This window comes from Streptomyces sp. NBC_00078 (assembly GCF_026343335.1).
In the GTDB taxonomy this organism is placed as follows: Bacteria; Actinomycetota; Actinomycetes; order Streptomycetales; family Streptomycetaceae; genus Streptomyces.
Genome location: NZ_JAPELX010000001.1, coordinates 6,172,494 through 6,198,337 on the forward strand (window position 1 = coordinate 6,172,494; position 25,844 = coordinate 6,198,337).

The 25,844-nt window shown below is 70.7% G+C and carries 21 protein-coding genes and 1 pseudogene; 12 read left to right on the forward strand and 10 right to left on the reverse strand.

Annotated features, from left to right (window positions below):
- Window positions 1-3 precede the first annotated feature (3 nt).
- Window positions 4-1,650, reverse strand: coding sequence for an IS1182 family transposase (locus OOK07_RS29135; RefSeq protein ID WP_266802066.1), 1,647 nt, complete (start codon window positions 1,648-1,650; stop codon window positions 4-6).
- Between the two features lie 444 nt (window positions 1,651-2,094).
- On the opposite strand from OOK07_RS29135, the gene OOK07_RS29140 reads away from it, so the two are divergent.
- The 3 genes from OOK07_RS29140 to OOK07_RS29150 all read left to right on the forward strand — a co-directional run bounded on the left by OOK07_RS29140 (window position 2,095) and on the right by OOK07_RS29150 (window position 3,950).
- Window positions 2,095-3,060: a zinc-binding dehydrogenase gene (locus tag OOK07_RS29140; protein WP_266799378.1), complete on the forward strand. Its 966-nt coding sequence runs from the start codon at window positions 2,095-2,097 to the stop codon at window positions 3,058-3,060.
- Between the two features lie 114 nt (window positions 3,061-3,174).
- Window positions 3,175-3,384, forward strand: a complete 210-nt coding sequence (locus OOK07_RS29145; RefSeq protein WP_007384656.1) for a helix-turn-helix domain-containing protein — start codon at window positions 3,175-3,177, stop codon at window positions 3,382-3,384.
- A complete protein-coding gene (locus tag OOK07_RS29150) occupies window positions 3,384-3,950 on the forward strand; it encodes a Clp protease N-terminal domain-containing protein (protein ID WP_266799380.1) in 567 nt (188 codons plus the stop codon). Before OOK07_RS29145 ends, OOK07_RS29150 begins: the two co-directional genes overlap by 1 nt.
- Before the next feature lie 260 nt (window positions 3,951-4,210).
- On the opposite strand, the gene OOK07_RS29155 is transcribed toward OOK07_RS29150, so the two are convergent.
- On the reverse strand, window positions 4,211-5,269 hold the full coding sequence (locus OOK07_RS29155) for a PadR family transcriptional regulator (protein WP_266684764.1): 1,059 nt from the start codon (window positions 5,267-5,269) through the stop codon (window positions 4,211-4,213).
- Between the two features lies 1 nt (window position 5,270).
- The gene (locus tag OOK07_RS29160) at window positions 5,271-6,311 is read right to left on the reverse strand and encodes a DUF4097 family beta strand repeat-containing protein (protein ID WP_266684766.1); all 1,041 of its coding nucleotides are present in this window, start codon (window positions 6,309-6,311) and stop codon (window positions 5,271-5,273) included.
- Window positions 6,312-6,466: 155 nt separating this feature from the next.
- On the opposite strand from OOK07_RS29160, the pseudogene OOK07_RS43760 reads away from it, so the two are divergent.
- Window positions 6,467-7,330, forward strand: a pseudogene (locus tag OOK07_RS43760) (hypothetical protein).
- Window positions 7,331-7,342: 12 nt separating this feature from the next.
- Here OOK07_RS43760 and OOK07_RS29165 read toward each other — a convergent pair.
- The 5 genes from OOK07_RS29165 to OOK07_RS29185 all read right to left on the reverse strand — a co-directional run bounded on the left by OOK07_RS29165 (window position 7,343) and on the right by OOK07_RS29185 (window position 14,353).
- Window positions 7,343-7,528 carry a DUF6104 family protein gene (locus OOK07_RS29165; RefSeq protein ID WP_037620917.1) on the reverse strand — a complete coding sequence of 62 codons (186 nt, stop codon included), beginning with the start codon at window positions 7,526-7,528 and terminating at the stop codon, window positions 7,343-7,345.
- An 83-nt stretch (window positions 7,529-7,611) separates the two neighbouring features.
- Window positions 7,612-11,397 carry a multifunctional oxoglutarate decarboxylase/oxoglutarate dehydrogenase thiamine pyrophosphate-binding subunit/dihydrolipoyllysine-residue succinyltransferase subunit gene (locus OOK07_RS29170; RefSeq protein WP_266799382.1) on the reverse strand — a complete coding sequence of 1,262 codons (3,786 nt, stop codon included), beginning with the start codon at window positions 11,395-11,397 and terminating at the stop codon, window positions 7,612-7,614.
- A 291-nt stretch (window positions 11,398-11,688) separates the two neighbouring features.
- Complete coding sequence (locus OOK07_RS29175; protein WP_266684773.1) at window positions 11,689-12,798, reverse strand: HAMP domain-containing sensor histidine kinase; 1,110 nt, start codon at window positions 12,796-12,798, stop codon at window positions 11,689-11,691.
- Window positions 12,795-13,532: a response regulator transcription factor gene (locus tag OOK07_RS29180; protein WP_266521446.1), complete on the reverse strand. Its 738-nt coding sequence runs from the start codon at window positions 13,530-13,532 to the stop codon at window positions 12,795-12,797. The genes OOK07_RS29175 and OOK07_RS29180 overlap by 4 nt, the downstream gene beginning before the upstream one ends.
- A gap of 143 nt (window positions 13,533-13,675) precedes the next feature.
- Window positions 13,676-14,353, reverse strand: coding sequence for a spermine/spermidine synthase domain-containing protein (locus OOK07_RS29185; RefSeq protein WP_266684775.1), 678 nt, complete (start codon window positions 14,351-14,353; stop codon window positions 13,676-13,678).
- Window positions 14,354-14,581: 228 nt separating this feature from the next.
- Here OOK07_RS29185 and OOK07_RS29190 point away from each other — a divergent pair, with 228 nt between their 5' ends.
- Together OOK07_RS29190 and OOK07_RS29195 are read left to right on the forward strand one after the other, a co-directional pair.
- Window positions 14,582-14,713 carry a hypothetical protein gene (locus OOK07_RS29190; protein WP_266799385.1) on the forward strand — a complete coding sequence of 44 codons (132 nt, stop codon included), beginning with the start codon at window positions 14,582-14,584 and terminating at the stop codon, window positions 14,711-14,713.
- Between the two features lie 104 nt (window positions 14,714-14,817).
- The gene (locus tag OOK07_RS29195; protein WP_266799387.1) at window positions 14,818-15,591 is read left to right on the forward strand and encodes a rhomboid-like protein; all 774 of its coding nucleotides are present in this window, start codon (window positions 14,818-14,820) and stop codon (window positions 15,589-15,591) included.
- A gap of 127 nt (window positions 15,592-15,718) precedes the next feature.
- Here the strand turns inward: OOK07_RS29195 and OOK07_RS29200 are convergent, their stop codons facing one another.
- Window positions 15,719-16,375, reverse strand: a complete 657-nt coding sequence (locus OOK07_RS29200; protein ID WP_266799388.1) for a GNAT family N-acetyltransferase — start codon at window positions 16,373-16,375, stop codon at window positions 15,719-15,721.
- 176 nt (window positions 16,376-16,551) lie between these two features.
- Between OOK07_RS29200 and lon the strand changes: the two genes are divergently transcribed.
- Window positions 16,552-18,966, forward strand: a complete 2,415-nt coding sequence (gene lon, locus OOK07_RS29205) for an endopeptidase La (protein ID WP_266799390.1) — start codon at window positions 16,552-16,554, stop codon at window positions 18,964-18,966.
- A gap of 270 nt (window positions 18,967-19,236) precedes the next feature.
- Window positions 19,237-19,728 carry a MarR family winged helix-turn-helix transcriptional regulator gene (locus tag OOK07_RS29210; protein WP_266684785.1) on the forward strand — a complete coding sequence of 164 codons (492 nt, stop codon included), beginning with the start codon at window positions 19,237-19,239 and terminating at the stop codon, window positions 19,726-19,728.
- 42 nt (window positions 19,729-19,770) lie between these two features.
- Here the strand turns inward: OOK07_RS29210 and OOK07_RS29215 are convergent, their stop codons facing one another.
- Entirely contained in the window at window positions 19,771-20,556 is a 786-nt protein-coding gene (locus tag OOK07_RS29215; protein ID WP_266799392.1) for a protein phosphatase 2C domain-containing protein, read from the reverse strand.
- Window positions 20,557-20,934: 378 nt separating this feature from the next.
- Here OOK07_RS29215 and OOK07_RS29220 point away from each other — a divergent pair, with 378 nt between their 5' ends.
- Genes OOK07_RS29220 through OOK07_RS29235 form a run of 4 tightly spaced genes read left to right on the forward strand, consistent with a single transcriptional unit; the run spans window position 20,935 to window position 25,832 of the window.
- The gene (locus tag OOK07_RS29220; protein ID WP_266799394.1) at window positions 20,935-24,306 is read left to right on the forward strand and encodes a sensor histidine kinase; all 3,372 of its coding nucleotides are present in this window, start codon (window positions 20,935-20,937) and stop codon (window positions 24,304-24,306) included.
- The gene (locus OOK07_RS29225) at window positions 24,303-24,806 is read left to right on the forward strand and encodes a roadblock/LC7 domain-containing protein (RefSeq protein WP_266799395.1); all 504 of its coding nucleotides are present in this window, start codon (window positions 24,303-24,305) and stop codon (window positions 24,804-24,806) included. Before OOK07_RS29220 ends, OOK07_RS29225 begins: the two co-directional genes overlap by 4 nt.
- On the forward strand, window positions 24,803-25,213 hold the full coding sequence (locus OOK07_RS29230; protein WP_266684793.1) for a DUF742 domain-containing protein: 411 nt from the start codon (window positions 24,803-24,805) through the stop codon (window positions 25,211-25,213). The genes OOK07_RS29225 and OOK07_RS29230 overlap by 4 nt, the downstream gene beginning before the upstream one ends.
- Window positions 25,194-25,832, forward strand: coding sequence for a GTP-binding protein (locus tag OOK07_RS29235; RefSeq protein WP_266684795.1), 639 nt, complete (start codon window positions 25,194-25,196; stop codon window positions 25,830-25,832). Before OOK07_RS29230 ends, OOK07_RS29235 begins: the two co-directional genes overlap by 20 nt.
- Window positions 25,833-25,844 lie beyond the last annotated feature (12 nt).

Here is a 25,844-nt window from a genome sequence, read left to right on the forward strand (position 1 = left end):
TGCTCAGTCTCTGGCGGACCGCCAAGACCTTGGCCGGGTGATTCCGTGCTGGTCCAAGTAGTTCTGGAAGGCGGTCGGCGGCCGGGACGGAGGTGCTTCTCCGGTCGGCGGCCGTCGGCTGAGGCGCTCGATGCTCGCGGCGATGGCTGTGAACACGTGCTGTAAGTGGGCTTTGTGCTGTCCTCGGTAGCGGCAGCGGCGCAGGCCGTGTCCGTGGGCGAGCTCGTTGATGGTGCCTTCCACTCCGGAGCGGACCGCGTAGCGGGCCTGCCATTCGGGTGTCTGCTGTTCGGCGCGGACGCGGAGTTGCAGGTCGCGGAGTTCTCGCGGGGGGAAGCCCACGCTCCGGGCGCTGTCGGCGGTGGTCGTGCAGCGGGTGCGGACCGGGCAGGGACGGCACTGGCTCTTGGTGAACCGTGCGACGATCAGAGGTGCCGCGGTGGGTGAGGAGGTCGGGTAGGGGCCGTGCCATCCTGCGCTGGTCTCGCCCTGCGGGCAGGTGACCTGCCGGCGGTCGAAGTCGATGTGGAAGTCGTCGCGGCCGAAGCCGTTGTTCCTGCGGTTCTGGCGGGTGGTGTTGACCGGCAGTGGTCCGGTGACCGTGACCTGGTGTTCGCGGGCTGCCTGTTCCAGATGGACCAGGGAGGTGTAGCCGCCGTCGACCAGATGCTCGGCGGGCAGCAGCCCGCGGCGCTTGAGCCGGGTGTGGATGCCGGGCAGAGCCTTCGCGTCGTAGCTGGTGGCGTCGGTGGTCGCCACATCGGTGATCACGTTGACGCCGTCAGGAGAACAGGTCTCGGTGAGATGTGCGACGAACCCTCTCCAGCGGGTGACATGTCCGCGGCGCGCGTAGCGGGCCGTCGGGTCGTAGGGCGAGACAACCGCGACGGCCGAGGGCGGCAGCCCGCCGTCCTCGGCGGTGCGCCAGCGCAGGCGGCCGGCCCCGTCGCGGTAGTAGTTCTGAACCATGATCTGCCGCAGGGCCTGGACCCGGGGCCCGGACAGGCGTTCCGGCCCGTGCTGCCCGAGGTGCCCGATTAGCCGGGCGGCGTCGTTGCCAGTGGCGAGGATCCTGGTCTTGGGGCGGGTGGGGTTCTTGCCCAGACGGACCGGGCGGCCGTAGCGGCGCCCCCACTCCTCGTCGACCAAGCCGGTCAGCAAGTGCGGAGCTATGCCGGCCAGCTCTTCCAGCGCGGCGCGGACAGCTTCGGTGACCAGTTCCAGGCGGGTCAGGTCGCGCACCGCGGCCAAGACGTGGGTGGAGTCCGTGCGCTGGGTGGTGCGCTCGCGGACGAGACCGGCCTCCTTCAGGCGCGCGAGCGCGAGGTCCAGGAGACGGTCGGCTCGGCCGTCCTCGGTGAGACGGTCGCGGAAGTCGGCCAGCACGCTGTGGTGGAAGCCGGGATCGTCCAGTTCCATGGCCGGCGCGTACTTGAAATCGATGCGGCAGCGAACCGCTTCGGCCGCCTGCCGGTCCGACAGGCCGAGCAGGAACTGCAGCACGCAGACGGTGGCCAGCTGGGCGGGTGAGAGCCCCGGGCGCCCGTCACGCGGGTACCAGTCGGCGAAGTCCTCGTCACGCCACAGCCTGCCCAGGTGGTCTCTCACCCACATCGCCGTCGTACCGCCCGGATTGCTCGCTCGCGCCATCCGCACGGTCAGAGAAGGGACTTGCTCACCAGAACGGGCACGGAGCGACAACGGGCACCTCGACATCTGCATCGGTCCTGAACAGATCCGAGGACGCCCGTTGATCATGCTGCCCCGCCGGGGATCCTCAAGATCCCCGACAGAGTCAGCATCCAATTGGGCGGGGCCAATTCTTTGCCTGCTCGCTCGCCCGTTCGGGTGGACGAGGGGTGGATAGGGGTCGATGGTGTGGACGGCGTCTGTGGGTGGTTCGCCGCCGGACGGGCTGCGATGCGCCGGGGCCGGGCCGGGCCGGGTCGGGGCGCGGGGCACGCGAGGTACGGGGCCGGGTCGGGATGCCGCAGCGCCATCCTTGTCGCAAGAACGCCACCCCTGTGACAAGAGGGTGTGTGTCACAGCGCCTCCCGGTTCCGTCGAGGCGGGGCGCCGCCTATGGTCAACTTCATGTTCGCCGTCTACGCCGCCCGAATCGACCGCGACCAGCCGCTCAACGGCCTTGAACTGGGGGACCGTCCGGCTCCCCCGGCCCGGTCCGGCTGGAGTGTCGTCAACGTCAGGGCCGCCTCCCTCAACCACCACGACCTCTGGTCCCTCAAGGGCGTGGGTCTGCCCGAGGACAAACTGCCGATGATCCTCGGCTGCGACGCCGCCGGTGTCGACGAGGACGGCAACGAGGTCGTCCTGCACTCCGTGATCGGACAGAGCGGTCACGGTGTCGGCCCCAGTGAACCCCGTTCCATCCTCACCGAGCACTACCAGGGCACCTTCGCCGAACAGGTCGCCGTGCCGACCTGGAACATCCTGCCCAAGCCCAGGGAGCTCTCCTTCGAGGAGGCCGCCTGTCTGCCGACGGCCTGGCTGACGGCGTACCGCATGCTCTTCACCAACGCGGGTGTACGGCCCGGCGACTCGGTCCTCGTCCAGGGCGCAGGCGGTGGTGTCGCCACCGCCGCGATCGTCCTCGGAAAGGCAGCGGGGCTGCGGGTCTTCGCGACCAGCCGTGACGAGGCCAAGCGGAAGCGGGCCGTGGAACTGGGTGCCGTCGAGGCGCTCGAGTCGGGGGCCCGGCTGCCGCAGCGGGTGGACGCCGTCATCGAGACCGTCGGCGCGGCGACGTGGTCGCACTCCGTGAAGTCGCTGAAGCCCGGCGGCACGCTCGTCATCTCCGGTGCGACGAGCGGTGACCGGCCCTCCCACGCCGAACTGACGCGCATCTTCTTCCTGGAGCTCAAGGTCGTCGGTTCCACGATGGGCACCAAGGACGAACTGGAGGACCTGCTCTCCTTCTGCGCCGCCACCGGAGTGCGTCCCGTCATCGACGAGGTGCTGCCGATGGACCGGGCCCGTGAAGGCTTCGAACGGATGGCGTCCGGCGAGCAGTTCGGGAAGATCGTGCTCACCAACGGCTGAGGGCCGCGCCCGCACCTTCTGTCATCAACGGCCGACCTGGCTGCCCGCCAGGTCGGCCGTCCGCGTTTGTCAACCATGGTTGACAGAGTGGGGGTGTCAATGTAAGTTGACACCATGACCGAAGCAACGGATCTCGCCGAGCGCGCGGGCGACCGCGATCCACGGGTCGGACTACGCGCCGTCGCCGCGCTGCGCAGGCTGCTGGAGCAGTTGGAGTCGGTGCAGGTGCGCAGTGCGCGCAATCAGGGCTGGTCGTGGCAGGAGATCGCCGCGGAACTCGGTGTGAGCAGGCAGGCCGTGCACAAGAAGTACGGGAGGCATTGATGTTCGAGCGGTTCACGAAGAACGCCCGCGTGGTGGTGCAGGCGGCGGTTGCGCACGCGGACGGGGCGGGGGCACCTGTCGTCGACACCGAGCACATGCTGCTCGCGCTCCTCGACCGCGAAGGCAGCCGCGCCTCGTTCGCGCTCGCCTCGCTCGGGGTGGCCGGTGAACGCAAGGAGTCGGTACGGGAGGCGGTGACCGAGGCCCGACGCCGGGCCGGACTGTCCCAGGCCGAGACCGACGCCCTGGCCGGGCTGGGGATCGACGTGTCGGAGATCGTCGCCCGGGTCGAGGAGGTGCACGGAGTCGGGGCCATGTCCGGCGGCCGCAGGGACAAGGGCTCGTGGTCCGGGCGGCATCCCTTCAGTCGCGGTGCCAAGCAGACCCTTGAGAAGTCGCTGCGCATCGCCGTCGCCCACGGCGACCGGCACATCGGGGACGAGCACATCCTCCTGGCCCTGACCGTCCGTCCCGGTCTGGCCAGCGAACTCCTCGCCGACCGTGGCGTCACGCACGAGTCACTGACCCGGGTGCTGTACGGCAGCTCAGAGGCGAAGGCCGGCTGAACACGGGCGGCGCGCACACCGGGTTCGCCCTGGAGGACGGTTGTCCCGCCTCTCTGCTGCAGGGAGGGCAGGCGCCCGGAGAGGGGTGGCGGCTGGTGGTCCGACTGGCCTCCCGCGCGCTGCCCTTCCGCGTCAACGTCGGTGACGCGGACTTCGGTTACGTCTTCCTCTCGCTGGACGGCGAGCAGGGCCGCTTCCTGTGGAGGTGTGCCTGAGGCTTCGCCGGGCGCACCGCCGGAAGCGGCCTCCGATGCCGTGACTCAGACCCTCGGCGCGCGCAGTATGGCGCCGATGTGTGCCGCCGCCGTCGACAGGTGGCGGCGGGCGTCGCGGAGCTGGTCGTCCGTGACGCCGTGGTCGCGGGCCGCGTCGCGGATGTCGTCCCGGAAGCGGTCGAGCAGACGGTCCAGGTCGCGGGTCGGGTCGCCGGTGGCATCCTCGTGCGCCCAGGAGGGTTCGTACTCGGCGGGGAAGTCCTCCTTGGTGTGCGAGTACTCGGGCTGCGGGGCCGAGGCGCCGGCGGTGCCCCGGCCGAACCCGAAGTCCTTCCCGAACTCCTTGCCGAAGTCCTTTCCGAAGTCCCCGAACTCCTTGGCCAGTTCGGTCAGGCCCTCGCGCACCCCCGTCGGCCAGTCGCCTCGCGCGAAGTGATCCTGCACCTGCTCCTGCACCCGTCGGCCGATGCGCTGAAGCTCCTCCTGTGCCTGGGCCCGGGCCCGCTCCTGCGCCTCCTTGGCCTGGCGCCGAGCCTGTTGTGCCTCCTCGCGGGCCCTTCGGCTCTCGTCCTTGGCGCGCCGGGCCTGCTCCTTCCACTCCTGCTTGACGCGGCGCATCTCCTCCTTGGCGGTACGCCACGACTCCTTGTCGGCGTAGTCGGCGAAGTCCCCCAAGGGGGAGTCCTGTTCGCCGCGTCCCTTGGTGCCACCACCGCGGCGCGCCTCGCTGGCAGCGGCCCGCATCTCGCGCCGCAGATCGCCCGCCGCGCCGCGCACATCGGCCCGGATCTCGGCGGCGAGCTCCGCCACCGACTCGCGGATCTCCACCTCCAGGTCGGCCAACTCGCCGCTGCGGTCGGCCAGTTCGGCGCGGCCCGCGTCCGTGATGGCGTAGACCTTGCGGCCGCCCTCGGTGGTGTGGGTGACCAGGCCCTCGGCCTCCAGCTTGGCCAGACGGGGGTAGACGGTGCCTGCCGACGGTGCGTACAGCCCCTGGAAGCGCTCCTCCAGGAGGCGGATCACCTCGTAGCCGTGGCGCGGGGCCTCGTCCAGCAGCTTCAGCAGGTAGAGGCGGAGGCGGCCGTGGGCGAAGACGGGAGGCATGTCAGAGCACCTTCTTGTCGGTCGTGCCGTCGGCCGGGGCGTCACTCGCACCGTCGCCCCCGCCGGAAACGGAATTGTCCCCCGAGTCGCCGTGCGGTTCGGCTGCCGGGGTGCTTGCCGGGCCGGCCTCCGTGGCCGTGTCCTCGGCCGGCGGTCGGATGTTCTCGGTGCGGATGTCCTGAAGGGCGATGTCCTCGGGGCCGGTGTCCTCGGGGTCCACGTCCCAGGGCTCGTCCTCGGCCGGAGGCCTGCGCAGCAGGGCGATCGAGCCCGAGACGGTCGTCGCCTTCAGGCTGCCGCTGCCCGTACCGAGCCGGCCGGTGATTCTCTTGGCGCCCCACTGGCCGCTGACCCGGAGATCCTCGAAGGCGTTGGAGACGGTGCCGCTCGCGGTGTTCGCCTCCACCTGCGCGTCCGCCGGGTGGGGGAGCCGGATGGCGATCTCGCCCGAGACGCTGGTCAGGCTGATGTCGGTCGGACGGCCGGCCGGGTCCAGGTCGACGATCATCGAGCCGCTCACGGAGTCCGCCTTGACGGACGACCCCGCCTCGACCACCGTCAGGTCCCCGGAGACGGAGTTGAACCGGAGGTCACCGCTGAGGGCCTGCGCCTCCACGTTCCCCGAGACGGTGTCCGCGCGGACCGGGCCGGTCAGCCTCACCAGTGTCGTGTCACCGGTGACGCCCTTGACTTCCGCGCGTCCGTCGAGCCCGGACACCATGGCCGCGGCGCCGACGACACCCACCTCGACGCGCGTGTCGGCCGGGACGGCGAGGGAGACGACGGCGCTGCGCCGCCAGCCCTTGCGGTCGAGCCACTTGAGGAAGCCCTTCCAGGGGAGGTCCTCGTAAGCCACGGTCAGGGTGCCGCCCCGCTGGCTCACCGCCAGCGGCGGACCCTCGATCTGGGTGACCTCCAGGCGGGCGGAACCTTCGTCGGTCCCCACCACGTTCACCGTTCCGTTGACGATGCGTACGTGGAGCTCCTGTACGGGCTCGTCGAACGTCAGTTTCCTGGGTTCCGTGACGGACCACTCGGACATGGTGAGACCTCCCCGTCGCAACGCGCCATATCGCGTCTCCTGCAATTCACGATATATCGCGGTCGTCGAAAGTCAAGACACGTCGAGACACCCGTTCTGGTGATCTGCGCTTCCCCGAAAATGAACGATGGCCCCAAGCGCCCTGGTTTGTGGCCATGTCGATGGAGGCCCTTCGCAGCGGTTCCGCCGGTCCTGCCTGGACCGCCCCCGGTGCCCTGCTGCTCTGCCGGGCGGAACCAGGGTCCGTCGCCCCGCCGCCCACCTGCTGCTGTGCGAGCGCATGCTGCTCACCGGCGCGGGCTCGGGCCGGAGCGTGCTCGTCCCCGAGGGTTCGCCGTGGCTGTACGGCGATGAGCCCGTCGACCGCGTCCTGACCGGCTGGGCCACCGCCCTCGCCGTCGGCGTCCCCTGGCCCGTGCTCGCCCTGTGGGGGGGCGTCTACCGCGCCGGATACATGCTCGGGTCCGGCTTGCGCCGACCGGTCGGCTACATCTGGCTCGCGAACGGCACGCCGGCCGGCGAGGACGGGGCCACGCACACCTTCGCCAACCGCCTGGGCCTGGACCCCGTACGGGAACTGCGGTCCCTCGAAGAACTGACGAAAGCGGACTCCGGAGCGGACGCCCGCGCCCGTCTGCGCGGCCTGCTCGCGGTCCTCACGCGCGCGGACGTGTCCCCGCCCGCCGGCCGCACTCCCGGCGAACCCGCCGACCGTCTCCACGAGACCACGTCCGGCCGGCCCGGACACCCAGCAGATCGAGTTGCCGGCCGGCGCGAGGCGGTGCGCACGCACTCGACGCGGTCGACCGCGGTCGGCTGGGCCCCTGGATGCCCTGGGCAGGCAGCAGGCACCCCGAAGGCGCCTGCCCTGTCCCTGGCCCAGGCGGCGGCGCGCCTCCCGCTCACCGTGCGGGGCCCGCGGCGGCGCAGCGGGGGACGGACGGCCCATGGCGGGCGCGCTGCTGCCGGGGAACGGGGCGGTGGGGGTGGCGTACGAGCCGATGCGGCCGTGCGACTGATGGCCGGTCGGGCTATGCGTCGTCCTCGTCCTCGTCGTCCAGCCGCGCCAGCCATGTCGCCAGGCGCTCCACCGGCACTTCGAAGTCCGGATTCAGATCGACGAACGTCCGCAGCTGTTCGGCGAGCCACTCGAAGGTGACTTCTTCCTCGCCACGCCGCTTCTCCAGTTCTTCGATGCCACGGTCCGTGAAGTACATGAGGCCAAGGATAAGTGTGCTGAAACGGCCGGGCCGCACCCCGCTCGGGGGTGCGGCCCGGCCGCGCGTGACAGAGGCCGCGACTACGCCTCGAACACCTCACGCACCAGCTGCTCCTGCTCGGACTGGTGCCGCTTCGCGGAACCGACCGCCGGGGACGAGCTGTGCGGGCGCGAGATGCGGCGCAGGCGCTCGCCGTGCGGGACGTCCGCGCCGACCGCCAGGTCCAGGTGGTCGATCAGGTTGAGGGCGATGAACGGCCAGGCACCCTGGTTCGCCGGCTCCTCCTGGGCCCACAGGTACTTCTCGACGTTCGGGTACTTGGCGATCTCCGCCTGGAGTTCGGCACCCGGCAGCGGGTACAGCCGCTCGACGCGCACGATCGCGATGTCCGTGGCGCCGCGCTTGGTGCGCTCGGCCTCCAGGTCGTAGTACAGCTTCCCCGACACGAAGACGACCTTGCGGACCGCGGCCGCGTCGACCGTCGAGTCGCCGATGACCGGGCGGAACTGACCCGACGTGAACTCCTCCGCCTTCGACGCGGCGGCCTTGAGGCGCAGCATCGACTTCGGGGTGAAGACCACCAGCGGCTTGTGGTGCGGGTTGTGCACCTGCCACCGCAGGAGGTGGAAGTAGTTCGACGGCAGGGTCGGCATCGCGACCGTCATGTTGTTCTGCGCGCAGAGCTGCAGGAAGCGCTCGATCCGGGCCGAGGAGTGGTCCGGGCCCTGGCCCTCGAAGCCGTGCGGGAGGAGGAGGGTGACGCCGGAGGTCTGGCCCCACTTCTGCTCCGCCGCCGAGATGTACTCGTCGACGATCGTCTGTGCGCCGTTGACGAAGTCGCCGAACTGCGCCTCCCACATCACGAGGGACTCGGGTCGGGCCAGCGAGTAGCCGTACTCGAAGCCCATGACCGCGTACTCGGAGAGCAGGGAGTCGTAGACGTTGTAGCGCGCCTGCTCTTCGGAGAGGTACTGGAGCGGGGTGAAGTCCTCGCCCGTCTCGCGGTCGATGAGGACCGCGTGGCGCTGGCCGAAGGTGCCGCGGCGGGAGTCCTGGCCGGACAGCCTGACCGGGGTGCCCTCCAGCAGCAGCGAACCGATGGCGAGCGTCTCGCCCATGCCCCAGTCGATCGTGCCGTCCTCGACCATCGTCGCCCGGCGCTGCAGCTGCGGAAGCAGACGGGGGTGGACGTGGAAGTGGTCGGGGATGTTGACCTGGGACTCGGCGATCCGCTTGACGACCTCGGAGGAGATCGCGGTGGTCACCGGGACGGGGAACTCGGCCTGCGGGTCCGACACCGGGGCGACACCCGGCTGCGAGGTGGCCTCGCGGACCTCGGTGAAGACCTTCTCCAGCTGGCCCTGGTAGTCCTGCAGGGCCTGCTCGGCCTCTTCCAGGGTGATGTCGCCGCGACCGATCAGGGACTCGGTGTACAGCTTGCGCACCGAGCGCTTCTTGTCGATCAGGTCGTACATCAGCGGCTGGGTGAAGGCCGGGTTGTCCGACTCGTTGTGACCGCGGCGGCGGTAGCAGATGAGGTCGATCACCACGTCCTTGTTGAACGCCTGGCGGAACTCGAAGGCCAGCCGCGCGACGCGGACCACGGCCTCCGGGTCGTCGCCGTTCACGTGGAAGATCGGGGCCTCGATCATGCGGGCCACGTCGGTCGCGTACATCGACGAACGCGAGGACTCCGGCGCCGCCGTGAAGCCGACCTGGTTGTTGATGACGATGTGGACCGTGCCGCCGGTGCGGTAGCCGCGCAGCTGCGACATGTTCAGGGTCTCGGCCACCACGCCCTGGCCCGCGAAGGCCGCGTCGCCGTGCAGGGCGACCGGCAGGACGGTGAAGTCCGTGCCGCCCTTGTTGATGATGTCCTGCTTGGCGCGGACGATGCCCTCGATGACCGGGTCGACCGTCTCCAGGTGGGAGGGGTTGGCGGCCAGCGAGACCTTGATCTGCTCGCCGTCCAGGCCGGTGAAGGTGCCCTGGGCGCCCAGGTGGTACTTCACGTCGCCGGAGCCGTGCATCGACTTCGGGTCGAGGTTGCCCTCGAACTCCCGGAAGATCTGCGCGTACGACTTGCCGACGATGTTCGCGAGCACGTTCAGCCGGCCGCGGTGGGCCATGCCGATGACGACCTCGTCCAGCCGGGACTCCGCCGCGCTGTCGAGGACCGCGTCCAGCAGCGGGATGACGGACTCGCCGCCCTCCAGGGAGAAGCGCTTCTGGCCGACGTACTTCGTCTGCAGGAAGGTCTCGAAGGCCTCCGCCGCGTTCAGGCGGCGCAGGATGCGCAGCTGTTCCTCGCGCTCCGGCTTGGAGTGCGAGCGCTCGATGCGGTCCTGGATCCACTTGCGCTGCTTGGGGTCCTGGATGTGCATGAACTCGACGCCGGTGGTGCGGCAGTACGAGTCGCGCAGCACGCCGAGGATGTCGCGCAGCTTCATCAGGGACTTGCCGGCGAAGCCGCCGACCGCGAACTCCCGCTCCAGGTCCCACAGGGTGAGGCCGTGCTCGGTGATGTCCAGGTCGGGGTGCTTGCGCTGGCGGTACTCCAGCGGGTCGGTGTCGGCCATGACGTGGCCGCGGACCCGGTAGGAGTGGATCAGCTCGAAGACGCGCGCGGCCTTGGTGACGTCGTCGTCGTGCGAGGCGTCGATGTCCTTGAGCCAGCGGACCGGCTCGTAGGGGATGCGCAGGGCCTCGAAGATCTCGTCGTAGAAGCCGTTCTCGCCGAGGAGGTAGTTCGCGACGACGCGCAGGAACTCGCCGGACGCGGCGCCCTGGATGACCCGGTGGTCGTAGGTCGACGTGAGCGTCATGACCTTCGCGATGCCGAGCTTGTTCAGGGTGTCCTGGGAGGTGCCCTGGAACTCCGCCGGGTAGTCCATGGAGCCGACGCCCATGATGACCGACTGACCGGGCATCAGACGCGGGACCGAGTGCACGGTGCCGAGGCCGCCCGGGTTGGTCAGGGAGACCGTGACACCGGTGAAGTCGTCCATCGTCAGCTTGCCGTCGCGGGCGCGGCGGACGATGTCCTCGTAGGCCTGCCAGAACTCGAAGAAGTTCAGCGTCTCGGCCTTCTTGATGCCGGCGACGACGAGCTGGCGGTCGCCGTTGGGCTTCACCAGGTCGATGGCCAGGCCGAAGTTGACGTGCTGCGGCTTGACGAGGGTGGGCTTCCCGTCCTTCTCCGCGTAGTGCCAGTTCATCGACGGCATGGCCTTGATGGCCTGCACCATCGCGTAGCCGATCAGGTGCGTGAAGGAGATCTTCCCGCCCCGGGCGCGCTTCAGGTGGTTGTTGATGACGATGCGGTTGTCGAACAGCAGCTTCACCGGGACCGCGCGCACGGACGTGGCCGTGGGCAGTTCCAGCGAGGCGTTCATGTTCTTCGCGACGGCGGCGGCGGGGCCGCGCAGCGTGACCAGCTCCGGCCCGTCGGGGGCCGCGGGCGCGGCCTTGGCCGCAGCAGGCTTGGCCGCGGCGGGCTTCGCCGGAGCCGGAGCAGGGGCCGCGGCGGCCGGCTTCGCGGGAGCGGGCGCCGGAGCGGCGGCCGGGGCCGGTGCGGGAACCGCGGGGGCGGCCGGAGCCTGCGCAGCCGGGGCGGGGGCCGCGGGCGCCGGGGTGGTGGCCCCCGCCGCCGCATTACCCGCCGGAGCCGGGGCGGCAGCGGCGCCCGGCTTGTAGTCGGCGAAGAAGTCCCACCAGGCTCGGTCTACCGAATTCGGGTCCTGGAGGTACTGCTGATAGATCTCGTCGACGAGCCACTCGTTGGGGCCGAACGCCGCAGCGGGGTTCTTGCCCGCTTGGTCTGCGTCGGTCGAGATGCTCGAGTTACTGGGGGACTGTGGCGACACGGCGGCAACCGCCCTCTTCCGCTTCACAAGGTGATGGACAGCGGAAATAAAGGCTACGCCCCCAAGACCCCGAAGGTCAGGCCGGGCCGGTTCATCGTCGTGTAAGTCACACCGGAAAGCGTGTTTCGGGCCTGGAAATGGCGGGAAACAAACGCGGTTTCGCTACAGATCAGAGGCACTGGGAAACACCGACACAGGCCCTGCACGCGCGGCGTACGGGCATCGGCCTGATCACACGTGTCCAGCAGCGCGGACGTCGGTGGATCTTGAGGCTCCGGTTCGGACTTTACGTCAACTTTGAACGGATGTCTCTCCCGGGAGGGTGACGAGGATCCGGCAGCCACGCTCGGATTCGGCCACTCCGATCCCGCCTCCGTGGAGGTCGACCGCCCAGCGGGCGATCGCGAGCCCGAGGCCCGTACCGCCGTCGCCGCCCTGCCCGTTGGACGCGCCCGCGCCGCCCCGGTTGAAACGCTCGAAGACCCGGTGCCACTCCGAGCGCGGAATGCCCGGACCCTCGTCCAGCACCTCCAGCTCCAGCGACTCCGACTGCAGCCCGCGCCGCGCCTTCACGGTCACGCGCCCGTGCGGCGGACTGTGCTTGACCGCGTTGTCGATGAGGTTCGCCACCACCTGGTGGATGCGCTCGGGGTCCGCGTGCGCCGTCAGTTCCGGCGGGGACACGTCGAGGTGCAGATGGACGTCCGTACGGGTGTGGCTGCCGGAGCCCGAGGCGATGCCCGCGCGCGCGGGCACGGCCATGTTGGCCTCCTTCAGCACGCCCGACAGATACGGCCAGACCTCGAAACGCCGCTGGCGCAGCGGTACGACGCCGTTGTCCAGCCGGGACAGGTCCAGCAGCGTTTCCACCAGCCGGCCGAGGCGCTCCGTCTGCTTCAGAGCCGTGCGCATGGTCTCGGGGTCGGCGGTCGTGACGCCGTCGACGATGTTCTCCAGCACCGCCCGCAAGCCCGCGATGGGAGTGCGCAGCTCGTGCGAGACGTTCGCGACCAGCTCCTTGCGCTGCCGTTCCTGGGCCTCCAGGTCGTCGGCCATGCGGTTGATCGTCTGCGCGAGGTCGCCCAGCTCGTCGCGGCGGTTCTCGCGCACCCTGCGGGTGTAGTCGCCGTGTGAGATGGCCCGGGCGACCGCGTTCATGTCGTCCAGGGGTGCGGTGAGCGAATGGGCCACGAACTGCGTGATCAGCAGTGTGGCGACCATCGAGAAGACAGTGATGAAGCGCAGCTCCGTCGCCGTGCGCATCGCGATCATCATCAACCCGGTGGTGATGAGGACGGCGATGACGACCAGTGCGCCCAGCTTGGTCTTGATCGAGAACGGGCGGACGCCGCCCCAGGGCTCCTCCCCGGGGCTTCTCCGTGCGGGCGGACCGCCACTCATGGCGTCGGGGTCTCCAGCGCGTAGCCCACGCCGTGCACCGTGCGGATCCGCTCGGCGCCGATCTTCCGGCGCAGTGCCTTGATGTGGCTGTCGACGGTCCGGGTGCCCGACGCGTCGGCCCAGTCCCACACCTCGGCCAGCAGCTGCTCACGGGAGAGCACCGCGCGCGGGGTGTTCGCCAGGCAGACCAGCAGGTCGAACTCGGTGGGCGTGAGATGCACGTCCTCCGAGTGCACGCGCACCCGTCGCTGGGCGTGGTCGATCTCCAGCTCGCCGAGCCGGAGGATGCCGCTTCTGGGCGTAGCCGCCGCCAGCGCGGCACGCTCCACCCGGCGCAGCAGCACATGCACGCGCGCGGCCAGCTCTCGCATGGAGAACGGCTTGGTCATGTAGTCGTCGGCGCCGACCCCGAGCCCGACCAGCATGTCGGTCTCGTCGTCGCGCGCGGTGAGCATCATCACCGGCACCGGGCGCTGGGCCTGCACACGGCGGCAGACCTCCAGGCCGTCGAAGCCGGGCAGCATGATGTCGAGGATCAGCAGGTCGGGCTGCCAGGCCTCGGCGGTGTCGACGGCCGCCGGACCGTCACCCGCGGTCTGCACGAGGAAGCCCTCGGCGCGCAGGCGGGCCGCGATGGCGTCGACGATGGTCGCGTCGTCCTCGACCACCAGGACCCTGCGCTGCGCGCCCGGGGTCGCTGTCGTGCCGTTGTGGGATGTGTGGGTCTGCTCCATCGCCCGCCCCTGAGTTGCTTTCGGAATCCGTGGGGTGATCCGTATTTACTGGCGCAGGCATGCGCATGCCTGCGCACGCTTGCGATTGACGCTTGAATGATCTGCGCCAGGCAAGCAGGGTACGGGGAGTCACCGCGCCGCGGCTATCCAGGTCGGACGGCGATGTGCACGACGTCGGGAACGCCCCGGGCAACCGGGATCTCTTCGGTACGCACCTGTTGGAACCCGGCATTCCACAAGGTTTCTTCGAAATCCGGAGACGGCTGGGCGGACCACACCGCCAGTACCCCGTCCGGCTTCAACACCCTTGTGCAGCTTGTCAGTCCGGCCGGTGAGTAGAGATCGTCGTTGCCCTCGGTGACCGTCCAGCCGGGGCCGTTGTCGATGTCGAGGCAGAGGGCGTCGTACGTGTCGGATGTCTCATTGACGTAAGTGATCAGGTCCGCCTCGACGATCTCCGTGCGGGGGTCGGCGAGGGCCCGCGCCGAGAAGGCGGCGAGGGGGCCGTCGCGATGCCAGTCGATGATGGCGCGCTCGCGCTCCAGGACCGTGATCGCGCCCCAGTAAGGGTCGGCCGCCGCGTGCGCCAGGGAGAACCCCACGCCCAGGCCTCCGATCAGCACGTCCGGTTGCGTGCGCCGGCCCAGGGCGGCACGTGCGATGTCCACGAGGAGCCGCTCCGAGCGGCCGTCGGAGGTGTCCATCAGGAAGCAGCCGTTGGCGATGATCTGCAGCAACGCGCCGTGCCGGCGCAGCACGACCTCGCCGTACGGTCCCTCGCGCCGGTCCAGGACCAAAGGGGTGTCGCGGCTGGCGGTCATGGCCCCATCCTGCATGGGCTGCAGGGCGCGCCGCGGGCCTCACGCCGCGAGTGCCGTGAGAAAGAGGAGCGCAGGCGAGCCGTTGGGTGGCGCTGGGGGGCTCCGGTGGGGACGAGCTGGTCGCCGTACGCCGCCGCAGCCACCGTTTCCGGGGCGGTGAAGGCGTTCGAGGAACGGTGAAGGACGGCGGGAGGACGATCGGGCGGCACCCGGCACCGCCGTGAACCGATGCGCGCGGACCTCCGCGGCGACGCCATCGGCGACGCGTCCGTCCACCGCGCCGGAGAACGGGACCCGGCGACCCGGCCGACGCGCGCCGGCATCGGGGCCGATGGCACGGAACTGCCCCCGGACGCGTAAGAAGCCTGAGAGGTTGCTGTGAATCGCCTCTCGCGTGGCGTCGGTCACAGACAGGGGCCCCTGTGGTTGCCGAGGGTGGGGCGCAACAGAAGGAGCGCCTCACCGTGGAACCCACCGCGACGGCCGAGAACGAGCCCTCGGTCGCGCCCGCGCCCGGCGCGTCCGGGCTCCTGGACGGTATGCCCCGCCAGCGCGGCCCTGCGAGCATCGCGGCGCCCAGCCTGCCGGTGCCCGTCCGCACGGCCCGCGCCCTCCGTCCCTGGCGCCTCCTGCCGACCCCCACCGGCACCCCGTTCACCTTCGCCTACGCGGCCGTCCTGGTCCTCACCTCACTGATCACCGCGTATGCCTCCCCGTCTCTCCTCCACACCCTCTACCAGGCCTCCAGTACCGACGTGGCGCACCTCGTGCAGACGCCCGTCCTGGTGCTGCTCGCCAGCGCCCTGTGGGTGGCGGGCGGGATCACCTCGCCGTACATGGTCGTGTTCCTGCTCGTCCTGACCGCGCTGGAGCGGCGGGTGGGCGGGGCGCGCGCGGCCGTCGTCTTCCTGCTCGGGCACGTCCTGGCCACCCTCGCGACCGAGGGCACGGTGGGTCTCGCGGTCCTGGTGGGCCACCTCCCCGACAGCTCCCTGCACCGCCTGGACTACGGCATCAGCTTCGGCGTGGCCGCGGGCGTCGGCGCCCTGGCCGGACTGCTGACACCGTGGCTGCGCTGGCCGTTGCTGGCGCTGTTCGGCGGGATGCTGGTCGAGGACCTGATCGAGTTCACGGACCCGATGACCAACTGGGGCCACCTGATCTCGCTGGCGATAGGCATCGCGACATGGCCGATGGTCAGACGCCGGCACCGGGACGGTCCCGGCGCGGCCCGCTAGCGGCCCTGGGAGGCCCGGGGTTTTTGGGAGTCGCAGCCTGTGAGCGAGGGCGCGGACCCGCAGCGCCGTTCCTGTGAACGGCGTCGGGGGTTTGTGGCGTCGGCTATGCGAGGCCGGCATGCCCCGTTCAGGGCCGGCCCGCCGGGCCCACGAACCTCGCGCTCGTCAGCGGAGCCACGGCGCGCCAGCCCAGCGCCTCGTACAGCGCCCGCCCCGCCGGTGTCCCGGCCAGCACGCCCGTCTCGGCGCCCTGCTCGGCCGCCGCGCGCTGCAGGGTCCGCATGACCACGCTCCCGAGCCCCCGTCGCCGATGTGCCGGCGCGGTCTCTATCCGGTCGGCGACCGCCGTCGCGCCGTTCGCCGCGATCTGCCCGCGGGCCGCGAGTGACCCGTCCGGCGCCGCGACCAGCACCGTGGTGACACCGCCCCGCGTCCAGCACCGCAACCGGTGGCCGTACGGAACCTCGGTCTCCTCTGCTCCCGTCAGCGGAATCGTCATCAGATGCCCCGGCTCCGGATCCACCCACCAGCCCGCCCCCACCCACTCCCGCGCCACCGACGGATCCTGGAACACCTTCAGCCAGACACCGGCCCCGGACACCGAGCCGGCCACCTTCCGCACGGTGTTCTCGTCGACATCGTCGTTCGTCGCGCCGAAGACATGGCGCGAGACCTGGTCCACCAGCCCCACGTCGACCGTCCAGCCCCACGGTTCCGCCATCGGGGGAGCGGCCCGGCGCGAGAGGACCCACCCGTGCACCCATGCCCGTACGACCTCGTCCACGACACCACCCCTGTAATAACTGCAATCCACTTTCATCTATTACTGAAACGAAGATATGCGCAGCTCACCCCTGACCGGCAGAGATGATCGCTCACGGCGAACACGGCCTCGGGAACATTCGTGGAGTCCCGTGCATTGAGTCGGCATAACTCAACTTGACTGCCGGAGGGTAGATCATGGCTTCGACGTCCACACCGCTCACCCTGCCCGTGCTGCCACTCGACGACGAGGTCGTGCTGCCCGGCATGGTGGTGCCGCTGGACCTGAACGACCCCGACGTACGCGCCGCGGTGGAGGCCGCCCAGGCCGCCGCCCGGTCCGAACCGGGCAAGCCGAAGGTCCTGCTGGTGCCACGCATCGACGGCGCATACCCGGGCACCGGCGTGCTCGGCACCGTCGAGCAGGTCGGCAGGCTGGCCGACGGCGACCCGGGCGCCCTGATCCGCGGCCGGGGCCGCGTGAAGATCGGCGCCGGCACCACCGGCCCGGGCGCGGCGCTGTGGGTCGAGGGGACGAGGATCGACGAGAGCGTGCCGGAGCCGCTGCCCGGCCATGTCACCGAACTGGTCAAGGAGTACAAGGCCCTCGCCACCGCCTGGCTGCGCAAGCGCGCCGCCTGGCAGGTCGTGGACCGCGTCCAGGCCATCGACGACGTGTCCCAGCTCGCCGACAACTCCGGATACTCGCCCTTCCTGACCACCGACCAGAAGATCGAACTGCTGGAGACCGCCGACCCGATCGCCCGTCTCAAGCTCGCCACCCAGCAGCTGCGCGACCACCTCGCCGAGCAGGACGTCGCCGAGACCATCGCCAAGGACGTCCAGGAAGGCGTCGACAAGCAGCAGCGGGAGTTCCTGCTCCGCCGCCAGCTGGAGGCCGTCCGCAAGGAACTGCGCGAGCTGAACGGCGAACAGGACGGCGAGGAGTCCGACGACTACCGCGCCCGTGTGGAGGCCGCCGACCTCCCGGAGCACGTGCGGGAAGCGGCGCTGAAGGAGGTCGACAAGCTGGAGCGGTCCAGCGACCAGTCCCCCGAAGGCTCCTGGATCCGCACCTGGCTGGACACCGTCCTCGAACTCCCGTGGAACACCCGGACCGAGGACGCGTACGACATCATGGGCGCCAAGGCGGTCCTCGACGCCGAGCACGCGGGCCTGGAGGACGTGAAGGAGCGGATCACCGAGTACCTGGCGGTGCGCAAGCGGCGCAGCGACCGCGGCCTCGGCGTCATCGGCGGCCGGCGCGGCGGTGCCGTCCTGGCCCTCGTCGGCCCGCCCGGCGTCGGCAAGACGTCTCTCGGCGAGTCGGTGGCACACGCGATGGGCCGGAAGTTCGTCCGCGTCGCCCTCGGTGGAGTGCGCGACGAGGCCGAGATCCGCGGCCACCGCCGTACGTACGTCGGCGCCCTGCCCGGCAGGGTCGTCCGCGCCATCAAGGAAGCCGGTTCGATGAACCCGGTCGTCCTGCTCGACGAGATCGACAAGGTCGGCTCGGACTTCCGCGGCGACCCCGCGGCGGCGCTGCTGGAGGTCCTGGACCCGGCGCAGAACCACACCTTCCGCGACCACTACCTGGAGGTCGAACTCGACCTCAGCGACGTCGTCTTCCTCGCCACGGCGAACGTCCTGGAGGCCATCCCGGAGGCCCTGCTCGACCGTATGGAGCTGGTCCGCCTCGACGGCTACACCGAGGACGAGAAGGTCGTCATCGCCCGCGACCACCTGCTCCCGCGCCAGCTGGAGCGGGCGGGCCTGGACGCGGACGAGGTGACTCTCGACGAGAGTGCCCTGCGCAAGCTCGCCGGCGAGTACACGCGCGAGGCGGGCGTCCGCACCCTGGAGCGGTCCATCGCCAGGCTGCTGCGCAAGGTCGCGGCCGAGCACGAACTGGGCGGGCGCGAGCTGCCGTTCACCATCACGGACGGCGACCTGCGCGCCCTGATCGGACGCCCGCACCACGTACCGGAGTCCGCCCAGGACCCGGCGGAGCGCCGTACCGCGGTCCCCGGTGTCGCCACCGGCCTGGCCGTCACCGGCGCGGGCGGAGACGTGCTGTTCGTGGAGGCGTCCCTGGCCGACCCGGAGACGGGCGCGGCGGGCCTGACCCTCACCGGCCAGCTCGGTGACGTGATGAAGGAGTCGGCGCAGATCGCGCTGAGCTTCCTGCGCAGTCACGGCGCCGAACTGGAACTGCCGGTGGCCGACCTGAAGGACCGGGGCGCCCACATCCACTTCCCGGCGGGCGCGGTCCCGAAGGACGGTCCGAGCGCCGGCGTCACGATGACGACGGCGCTGGCCTCCCTCCTGTCCGGCCGCCTGGTCCGCACGGACGTGGCGATGACGGGAGAGGTCTCACTGACCGGCCGGGTCCTCCCGATCGGCGGCGTGAAGCAGAAGCTGCTGGCGGCGCACCGCGCGGGCGTCACCACCGTCATCATCCCCAAGCGCAACGAGGCCGACCTGGACGACGTCCCCGCGGAGGTGCTGGACAAGCTCGACGTCCACACCGTCACGGACGTCCGCCAGGTCCTGGAACTGGCACTCGCGCCCGCCACGAGCGACGCGACGCCGAAGGTTCCCGTGGCGGCGTGACGGACGCCGCGGGATGAGGGAAGGCCCGGGCCCCGTGAGGGTGGCCGGGCCTTCGCCACATCTGTACGGAGGGATCAGCCGCACCGGTGTGCTACTGGCGTGGACATGCCAGGAATTGCCCCGGTAAAGAAGCTACGCACGTAGAAGAGAGGGTGGGAAGAGGGGCCGGATGCTGCCATTGGTCCAGCCCTGCGAAATACTTGGAGAGCTGCGGCAACGACGGGGTCTGGCGGAAACTTTCAGGATCGGGAAACCGAGGCAGGGGCTGACGTGCACGAAGGCGATAACGGGGACGAGCGCCGCCTCCCGGCGCAGGCGTCCCCGAGTGGCGCAGACCATGAGTACCTGTCGCTGGAGCGTGAACTCACGGTCCTGTTCAGGCGCGCCCGCGCCAACCAGGGCGAGATGGCCCGAGAGGTCCACCCCGACCTGGAGACGGCGGCGTACGGACTGCTCATCCGGCTGGACGAGTGCGGCCGGCAGCGTGCGACGGAACTCGCGGCCTACATCGGCGTCGGCAAGGCGACCATGTCCCGCCAGCTGCGCGCCCTGGAGGACCTCGGGCTGGTCGCCCGCGAACCCGACCCCGCCGACGGCCGCGCCTGGCTCGTCCACCTCACGGACGAGGGGCACCAGCGGGTGAGCAAGGTCCGCGACGCCCGGCGGGCGCGGTACGTCAGCCAGCTGTCGCACTGGGAGCGGCGCGAGGTGGCCGAACTGGCACGGTTGCTCGGGCAGTTGAACCGTGGAATGGAGAGGTAGGGGCGGCGAAGCGGAGGGGCGCCGCGCCCATCGCGCGGAGCGTCACAGCTCCACGTAGACCACCGTCGCGTCGTCGTGTGTCTTGCTCCGCCGCAGGAACACCCGTTCCGTGTCCGCGGTTTCGAGCGTCCGCACCCGCTCGACGAGCGCCCCCGCTCCCTCCTTCCGTACGAGCCGGAAGCAGTCCGCCCAGTCACCCTCGCGGAACTTCTCCACCCATCGCGTCGCCCCGTCGGTCAGCGCGGCCAGCGCACGGACCTCCCCGCGGGGGAGCGCCCCCGTCACGGCCCGCTCCGCAACCGACGGATCAGCGGCCGCCGTGAAGAAGCCGCCCTCCTTGTTCCGGACGGTGGAGTCCACCAGGGCGTCCGTCGCCAGGGCCGAGCGCGGCAGCCGGTGCAGGCGGTCGTCCAGTACGGCCGTCACCGAAGCCTGAGACGACTCCAGGAGCAGGGCCGAGTCGGACAGGACCAGGTACTCGACGGTCTTGAGTCCCCAGCGCGCCACAACGACCGTCGCCTGTGGGGTGCGTGGGTGAGAAAGGTCACAGGTATCCGCATGCGCCTCGGCCGTGCGGGCGATGGCCCGGGAAAGGGACTGGGACAGCGGAACATCCGGGAGGGAAACAGTCAGTTCGGTCAGGGCGCCACCGAGGCGGGCGACATACCAGGGGACCGAATGCAGACAGCCCGTCTCGTCGCGCGGAGGCGTCACTCCGTCCAGCACGACGAGGGCGCCGCCCTGGCCGGAAGCGGGCAGGGCCACCGCGGCGAAGTCCTCGTTGGGGCGGGTGGAATCGCCGGGCTCCGAGACAAGTTCCGTACGCATCCAGCCAGTCTGCACGACGTCTTCACAGGGTTCGCCAAAAGGTGCCACTGGTTACCCAATCCACGCACCCGCGCAGGTCAGGCGCCTGGTTTGGGGTGGAATCCGTTGTTCCGGGAATGCGTGTCGGCGAATGGTGCCACCGCCGGGCGCAGACGTCCAACCGGCCTGCCGCGCAAGGCCGCTGCGCCCGTCCGAGGAACTTGCTCGCCAACTCCCCTCCGATGTTCACTCCTTCGGGTGGCGGGTCAGGTGATGCTCGGCCACTGCCCACCGGCACTGGGAGGGTCGGGGACCGTATCGGCGGTACGCACGGTCGGCGTCAGTTGACGGAGCGTCACCCGGGCCCATGAGTATCACGAGTCAGGAATGCGAGCACCGGTGCAGAAGACGCGGCCTCGTCGCACAGGCAAGCAGACGGACCCCGCAGCGGGCGCGGAGGGCGCGCCCGGCAGCACCGGCACCACCACCGGCAAGGGCCGGCCCACCCACGTACGCAACCGGCTCGTCGTCGCCGTGGCCGTCGTGGCCGCCGCCATCGCCGGCGCCGGTGCCCCCTCCGTCCTCGCCGCCTCCGGTCAGCTCAAGGACTCCCAGGACCTGGTGACGCTCGCCGAGCAGACCCAGGACGCCCTCAATCTCGCCCACTCGCTCGCCGACGAGCGCGACGAGGTGACGTCCTACATCGCCGCCGGCCGGGCCAAGTCCAAGGCACCCACCGAGCAGGCGAGCGCCCGTGTCGACCGGCAGGTCGAGGACCTGCGGGAGAACACCGGCACGTCCGCCTCGCTGCGCGGCGACCTGGACGGCATCGCCGCCCTGCGCCGCTCCGCGCTCACCGGCAAGAGCAGCGCTCTCCAGGCGCACGACGCCTACTCCGCCGCCATCACCGAACTGCACGGCCTCGCCGAGCAGCTGGCCCAGCAGGTGCCGCCCCGGGCCGGTTCGGGCGCGTACGCCCTCGCCGAGCTGGACTCCGCCGTCCAGCAGTCCGCCGCCGCCCGCGGGCTGCTCCTCGCCGCGCTCAGCGTGCCGACGTCCCAGCAGTCGGTCATCAGCCCCGTCACCGGCCTGCCGACCACGATCACCACCTCCTCGGCCGCCGACACCAAGCAGCGAGGCGCGCTGACCGCCGCCGCCCAGCAGGCCAGGCTACGCTCCGACGCGGCCCTGGCCGACTTCCACGACACCGCGCCCAAGGCCGCCCGGGCGTCGTACGACTCGACGGTCACCGGTGCCGAGGTCAACTCGGCCGAGCAGTATCTGGCCGCCCTCACCGACCAGCCGACGCTCTCCCAGTCCGAACTCGGCACCAGCGCCACAAAGGTCGACGCCGCGCTCTCCGCCCGGATCGACGCCATGCGGGGTGCGGAGTCCGCCCTCTACGACCGCCGCACCAAGGACCTCGCCCAGCTGCGCGACGACGACGTCAGCACGCTGGAGCTGCGCATCGCCGTCCTCGGCGCCCTCATGCTGCTCGCGGTCGGTGTCGCCACGGCGATGGCCCGCAGCCTCACGCGCCCGCTCTCCGTCCTGCGCCGCGGCTCGGCCCGGCTCGCCGAGGCGGAGGACCCGGCCGCCCAGGAACCGGTCACCTTCACCGGCCGCAACGACGAGTTCGCCCAGGTCGTCCGCTCCGTCAACGCCCTGCACGCACACGCCGCCGCCCTGCACGAGCGGATCGCCACCCTGGAGGCCGACCGCAAGCACCTGGTCGGCCAGCGGCAGAAGATGGCCGAGGCCCGCGAAGAGCTGCGCACCGATCTCGCCGACTCCGCCGCCCAGTTGGAGCGTCTGCGCGAGAGCATCGGCGGCAGGTTCGTGAACCTGGCGCTGCGCACCCTCGGTCTGGTCGAGCGCCAACTGGCCGTCATCGAGGGCCTGGAGGAGCGGGAACACGACCCGGACCGCCTCGCCACCCTCTTCAAGCTCGACCACTTCGCCACGGTGATGCGCCGGCACAGCGAGAACCTCCTCGTCCTCGCCGGCACCGAGCACGTGCAGCAGAGCGCGCATCCCGTGCCGCTCGTCGACGTCGTCCGTGCTGCGGTCAGCGAGATCGAGCGCTACGAGCGCGTCCGTATAGCCGTGCTGCCGCCGCACGCGCACGTCGCGGGCTTCGCAGCGGACGACCTCTCGCATCTGCTGGCCGAACTGATGGAGAACGCCACCACGTTCTCCCCGCCCGACCTGCCCGTCGAGATCTCCGGCTGGCTTCTGGAGAACGGCGAGGTCATGCTCTCCGTGCAGGACGAGGGCATCGGCATGACCGGCGAGCAGATGACGCGCCTGAACGCCCGCGTCGCCGAGTTCGACCCGGAGTCCCCCTACGACCACGAGGGCAACGAGGGACCCGGCCTCGGCCTCGGCCTCTACGTCGTCGCGCGACTGGCCCACCGCCACGGCGTCCGCGTCCAGTTGCGCGAGCAGAAGCAGGGGGGCGTCGCGGCGGTCGTGGTCGTGCCGGGCGGCCTGCTCGCCTCGGCTCAGCCGTCCGCCGTCCCGTCCGCCACCGCGCCCACCACGGGCGCCACCCCCGCCTTCTCCCTCCCCGGCGCCGACGCCGAGGCCAACTCCAACATCCTCTACGGCCGTTCGACCTCCACCGACCCCCTGGTCACACTGGCGGAGAACGCGATACGAGAGCGGCCGGAGCCGGAGCCGGAGGCCGTACCTGTACCGGCCGCCCCGACGGAACCGGAGCCCACGGCCACCCAGCCGCAGCCGACCTCCGACGACGCACCGCCGACCGCAGGCCCGCAGCCGGGGTGTGAGGGACCGGCGGGCATCGACCCGCAGCCTGGCTTCGGCGCACCGCCAACCGCAGGCCCGCAGTCGGTGTCCGATGCGTCGGCGGAATCCGAGGCGCGGTCGGAACTCGGTGCGCTGGCGGACGTTGAGCCGCTGTCGGTGTCCGATGTGCCGGCGGAGTTCGAGGCGCGGTCGGAACTCGGTGCACCGGCAGACGCCGAACCGCACTCGGTGTCCCATTTTCCGGCGTACGCCGAGTCGGAGTCCGCCGTACCGGCGGAATCCGAACCGCAGTCGGTGTCCCCTGTACAGGCGTACGCCGAGTCGGAGTCCGACATGCCGGCGGAATCCGAACCACACTCGGAGTCCGACGTACCGGCGTACGCCGAACCGCAGTCGGAGTCCCCTGTGCCCGACGTGCCGGCGGCCGAGGTCACGATGGAGCTGCTGATCTCGTCATTCGTGCCCGAGGCTCAGGACGAGCCGGTGGCCGAGACGCCGGAGAGCCACGACCGGCCCGCGCGTGAGACGGGCGAGGCCTACCCGCGGCCGGCGGCCGGGACGGTCCCGCTTCCGGCTCAGCGTGCGGCCGCCGACGCCGAGTTCGCCCCGCAGGGGCCACCCGCACCCGACGACGAGGGCGGTACGAGTGGTGTCGGTGGGTACACACCTGACGAAGGCGCCGCCGAGGCGGAACACACCCGCACTCCGGACGAGGAGCCCGTCACCGCCAAGGGCCTCCCCAAGCGCACCCCCAAGATCGTCGCCCCCACTCAGTCCGCGCCCCCACGCCGGCGCTCGGTGGATGCGGAAGCCCTCCGCAGGAGACTCGGCGGCTTCCGTCAGGGCGCCCAGGCCGGCTACCGCGACGTAGAGACGGAGATCGCCGAACGGACGGCCCAGACCCAGGTACCGGCTCAGGCACCGACCCGGGTACCGGCCACCGAACATGCCGTATCCGAAGAAGCCACGGGGGGCACCGTCGAGGAGGCAAGCAGTTGACCGCGCCCAGTACCTTCGGACTGAGCAGTGAAGCCCGCAATCTGCACTGGCTGCTGACGAACCTGGTCGAGGAGGTGCCGGGCATCCAGTCAGTGGCGGTTGTCTCCTCCGACGGCCTGCTCCTTCTCTCCTCCGACCCGGGCCGAAACGCCGCAGCCCGCGAGGCCCGCGGAACCAGGCCCACCGGCCCCAGGGGCTCCTCGGCAGACCTCGCCGCGATCGTCTCCGGCATCGGCAGCCTCACCATCGGCGCGGCCAAGCTGATGGGCTCCGGCAACGTGAAGCACACGATGGTCGCGATGGAAGAGGGCAGCCTGTTCGTGATGTCGATCAGCGACGGCTCGCTGCTCGGCGTGCACGGCTCGGCGGACTGCGACATGAGCGTGGTCGCGTACCACATGGCCCTGTTCGTCGGCCGCGCCGGCCACGTGCTGACCCCCGAACTCCGCAGCGAGCTACGGAAATCCCTGGAAACGCAGTCCACGGGGAGCACCCGATGAGCAGTACGCCCAAGAAGCTGCCGGTGCGCCGCGGCGACCGCAAGCCGGCCCGCGTGCGCCCGTACTCGCTCACCGGCGGCCGTACCCGCTTCGGCCACGTCCTCCTCGTGGAGACGTTCGTGGCGGCGCTGGAGGCCCCCGAGGAGCGCAAGGAACTGACGAAGGGGTCCCTCAGCACCCGGGTCATGCCGGAGATGCTCGCCATCGTCGAACTGTGCCGCCGCATGCGCACGGTGGCCGAGATCGCCGCGCTGCTGAAGATGCCGCTCGGCGTGGTCCGCGTGCTGCTCAGCGACCTCGCGGACCAGGGAAGAATCCGCGTGTACGGAACAGGTACCGGTCACGGCACGGGCCGTCCGGACCGGGCTCTGCTGGAAAGGGTGCTGAGTGGACTCCGTCGTCTCTGACGCCGCTCGCGGCGTCTTTCCGCTCCTCGACGAAGAGGGGCCCGAACAGCCCTGGCAGACGGATCGCACCCGCGCCCCCATCGCCACGAAGATAGTCGTGGCGGGCGGTTTCGGCGTCGGCAAGACCACTCTGGTCAGCGCCGTCTCGGAGATCACGCCCCTGCAGACCGAGGCGCTGATGACCGAGGCGAGCGAGGGCACCGACGACCTCACCGACACGCCCGGCAAGCTGACCACCACCGTGGCCATGGACTTCGGCCGCCTCACGCTCGACGACGACCTGGTGCTCTACATGTTCGGCACGCCGGGTCAGCAACGGTTCTGGTTCATGTGGGACGACCTGGTGCGCGGCGCGATAGGCGCCGTCGTCATGGCCGACACCCGCCGTCTGAAGGACTCCTTCCCGGCCCTCGACTACTTCGAGAGCTGCGGACTGCCCTACGTCGTCGCCGTCAACCACTTCGACGGCACCGAGCTGTTCGAACCGGCGGACGTGCGGGAGGCGTTGACGATCCCCGCACACATACCCGTAATGATCATGGATGCGCGGCGGAGGATCTCGGTGATCGAGACTCTCCTGTCCCTCGTCGGCCACGCGCTCGACGAGACCCCCGAGTAGTAGCCCCTCTTA

What these genes read in the sequence shown, in the direction of transcription:
- OOK07_RS29135 (WP_266802066.1), bottom strand. Translation starts at nt 1,650, where the DNA reads ATGGCGCGAGCGAGCAATCCGGGCGGTACGACGGCGATGTGGGTGAGA.
- OOK07_RS29140 (WP_266799378.1), top strand. Translation starts at nt 2,095, where the DNA reads ATGTTCGCCGTCTACGCCGCCCGAATCGACCGCGACCAGCCGCTCAAC.
- OOK07_RS29145 (WP_007384656.1), top strand. Translation starts at nt 3,175, where the DNA reads ATGACCGAAGCAACGGATCTCGCCGAGCGCGCGGGCGACCGCGATCCA.
- OOK07_RS29150 (WP_266799380.1), top strand. Translation starts at nt 3,384, where the DNA reads ATGTTCGAGCGGTTCACGAAGAACGCCCGCGTGGTGGTGCAGGCGGCG.
- OOK07_RS29155 (WP_266684764.1), bottom strand. Translation starts at nt 5,269, where the DNA reads ATGCCTCCCGTCTTCGCCCACGGCCGCCTCCGCCTCTACCTGCTGAAG.
- OOK07_RS29160 (WP_266684766.1), bottom strand. Translation starts at nt 6,311, where the DNA reads ATGTCCGAGTGGTCCGTCACGGAACCCAGGAAACTGACGTTCGACGAG.
- OOK07_RS29165 (WP_037620917.1), bottom strand. Translation starts at nt 7,528, where the DNA reads ATGTACTTCACGGACCGTGGCATCGAAGAACTGGAGAAGCGGCGTGGC.
- OOK07_RS29175 (WP_266684773.1), bottom strand. Translation starts at nt 12,798, where the DNA reads ATGAGTGGCGGTCCGCCCGCACGGAGAAGCCCCGGGGAGGAGCCCTGG.
- OOK07_RS29180 (WP_266521446.1), bottom strand. Translation starts at nt 13,532, where the DNA reads ATGGAGCAGACCCACACATCCCACAACGGCACGACAGCGACCCCGGGC.
- OOK07_RS29185 (WP_266684775.1), bottom strand. Translation starts at nt 14,353, where the DNA reads ATGACCGCCAGCCGCGACACCCCTTTGGTCCTGGACCGGCGCGAGGGA.
- OOK07_RS29190 (WP_266799385.1), top strand. Translation starts at nt 14,582, where the DNA reads ATGCGCGCGGACCTCCGCGGCGACGCCATCGGCGACGCGTCCGTCCAC.
- lon (WP_266799390.1), top strand. Translation starts at nt 16,552, where the DNA reads ATGGCTTCGACGTCCACACCGCTCACCCTGCCCGTGCTGCCACTCGAC.
- OOK07_RS29215 (WP_266799392.1), bottom strand. Translation starts at nt 20,556, where the DNA reads ATGCGTACGGAACTTGTCTCGGAGCCCGGCGATTCCACCCGCCCCAAC.
- OOK07_RS29230 (WP_266684793.1), top strand. Translation starts at nt 24,803, where the DNA reads ATGAGCAGTACGCCCAAGAAGCTGCCGGTGCGCCGCGGCGACCGCAAG.